Origin of the sequence: Macromonas nakdongensis (assembly GCF_002837145.1) — a bacterium.
Lineage (GTDB): Bacteria > Pseudomonadota > Gammaproteobacteria > Burkholderiales > Burkholderiaceae_C > Macromonas_B > Macromonas_B nakdongensis.
Map to the genome: position 1 here is coordinate 705 of NZ_NWMV01000169.1, position 1,688 is coordinate 2,392.

The 1,688-nt window shown below is 70.2% G+C and carries 3 protein-coding genes; 1 reads left to right on the forward strand and 2 read right to left on the reverse strand.

The window, feature by feature from the left end; genetic code table 11:
• Positions 1-265, forward strand: a 265-nt coding sequence (locus CON77_RS14880) for a molybdopterin-binding domain-containing protein (protein ID WP_500778842.1), incomplete at its 5' end; no start/stop codon positions are given.
• Positions 266-305: 40 nt separating this feature from the next.
• Here CON77_RS14880 and cysE read toward each other — a convergent pair.
• Together cysE and CON77_RS14890 are read right to left on the reverse strand one after the other, a co-directional pair.
• The gene (cysE, locus tag CON77_RS14885) at positions 306-1,070 is read right to left on the reverse strand and encodes a serine O-acetyltransferase (protein ID WP_101050382.1); all 765 of its coding nucleotides are present in this window, start codon (positions 1,068-1,070) and stop codon (positions 306-308) included.
• A gap of 31 nt (positions 1,071-1,101) precedes the next feature.
• The coding region (locus CON77_RS14890; protein WP_101050384.1) for an RNA methyltransferase at positions 1,102-1,688 on the reverse strand (587 nt) is incomplete at its 5' end.

Here is a 1,688-nt window from a genome sequence, read left to right on the forward strand (position 1 = left end):
GCGCTTCGTGCCCACCGCCATCCTGTCGCGCCAAGTGGCCGTGATCCGCGGGCGCACGCTGATCATCAACCTGCCGGGCCAGCCCAAGAGCATCGCCGAAACGCTGGAGGGCCTGAAGGACGCCGAGGGCCGGTCGGTGGTGCCGGGGATTTTTGCCGCCGTGCCCTATTGCATCGACCTCATCGGCGGGCCCTACCTGGAGACGCACGAGGCCGTCTGCAAGGCCTTCCGGCCGAAGCACGCCATCCGCCCGCCGGGCGGCTGAAGGCCGGGCACACGCCGCGCCGCCCCTGGGGGCCGGCGGCTCACTTGCCGACCAGGTCGTTGAGCTTCTGCGCCTCGAAGTGCTCGGTGGTGGCGGCGTCGGCCGGCATTTCCTTGCGCGGGCAGCTCAATTTCTCCAGCGCCTGCCAGAGCAGCGCGATCTGGTGTTCGTGGCCAGCGGCGTTGTCGATCAGGCCGCGCATGGCTTGGCTCAGCGGGTCGTCGTTCTGCGTCACGCCATAGGCCGAAAAACCCATCTTCGAAGCCGCCTCCTCGCGTTTGGCGTCGGCCTCGGCCTGGATGATGCGGGCCGGGTTGCCCACGGCCGTGGCCCCGGCCGGCACCGGCTTGGTGACGACCGCGTTGCTGCCGACCTTGGCACCCTCGCCCACGGTGAAGCCGCCCAGCACCTTGGCGCCGGCCCCCACCACCACGTTCCGGCCAAGCGTCGGGTGGCGTTTTTCGCCCTTGTACAGCGAGGTGCCGCCCAAGGTGACGCCGTGGTAGATGGTGCAGCCGTCGCCGATTTCGGCGGTTTCACCGATGACCACGCCCATGCCGTGGTCGATGAAGACGCGCTGGCCGATGCGGGCACCGGGGTGGATTTCGATGCCGGTGAGCCAGCGGTTCCAGTGCGACACCCAGCGCCCCAGCCACTTGAAACCGCCGTGCCAGCAGGCGTGGGCCAAGCGGTGGAACACCACCGCGTGCAGGCCGGGGTAACACGTCAGCACCTCCCAGCGCGAGCGGGCGGCCGGATCGCGTTCCAGGATGCAATCGATGTCGGACTTGAGGCGGGCGAACATGCGTGTGGGACAGGTCGGTGGAGGGTGCAGTCTAGCGCTTTGCCCGGGCCGCGGTCTGCAGCATGGCCCGCGCCACCCCGCGCAGGATGTGGATTTCCTCGACCGTGGGCTGGGCCCGGTTGAACAGCTGGTTGAGCCGGGGCAGGAGTTTTTTCGGCGCGGCGGGGTCGAGGAAATCCACCGCCACCAGGGCCTCGTGCCAATGCGCCAGCAGGCCGGCGATGGCCTGGGCATCGGCCGGCGCCGCACCATCGGCCAGGGGCGCCGGGTTGGCCGCAGGCACCACCCCGTCGAACCCACCCAGCGCCTGGCGCCATTCGTAGGCGATCAGTTGCACCGCGGCGGCGATGTTCAGGGAACCGTACCCGGCCGCGGTGGGGATGCGCAGGCAGGCGTGGCAGCGGTACACGTCTTCGTTTTTCATGCCATAGCGCTCGCTGCCGAACAGCAGGGCCATGCCTTGGGCCGCGACCGGGGCAGCAGCACCCGGCGCCAGCCAATCGGCCGCCAGGGCCCCGAGGTGTTCGCGCGGTGCCCGGGTCGGCGGGCCGAAGTCGCGCGGCGTCATCGCAGTGGCGCACAGGTGGGTCATGCCATCCAGGGCGGCGTCCAGCGTGT

Coding starts and splice junctions, on each gene's coding strand:
- cysE (WP_101050382.1), bottom strand. CDS start 1,070: ATGTTCGCCCGCCTCAAGTCCGACATCGATTGCATCCTGGAACGCGAT.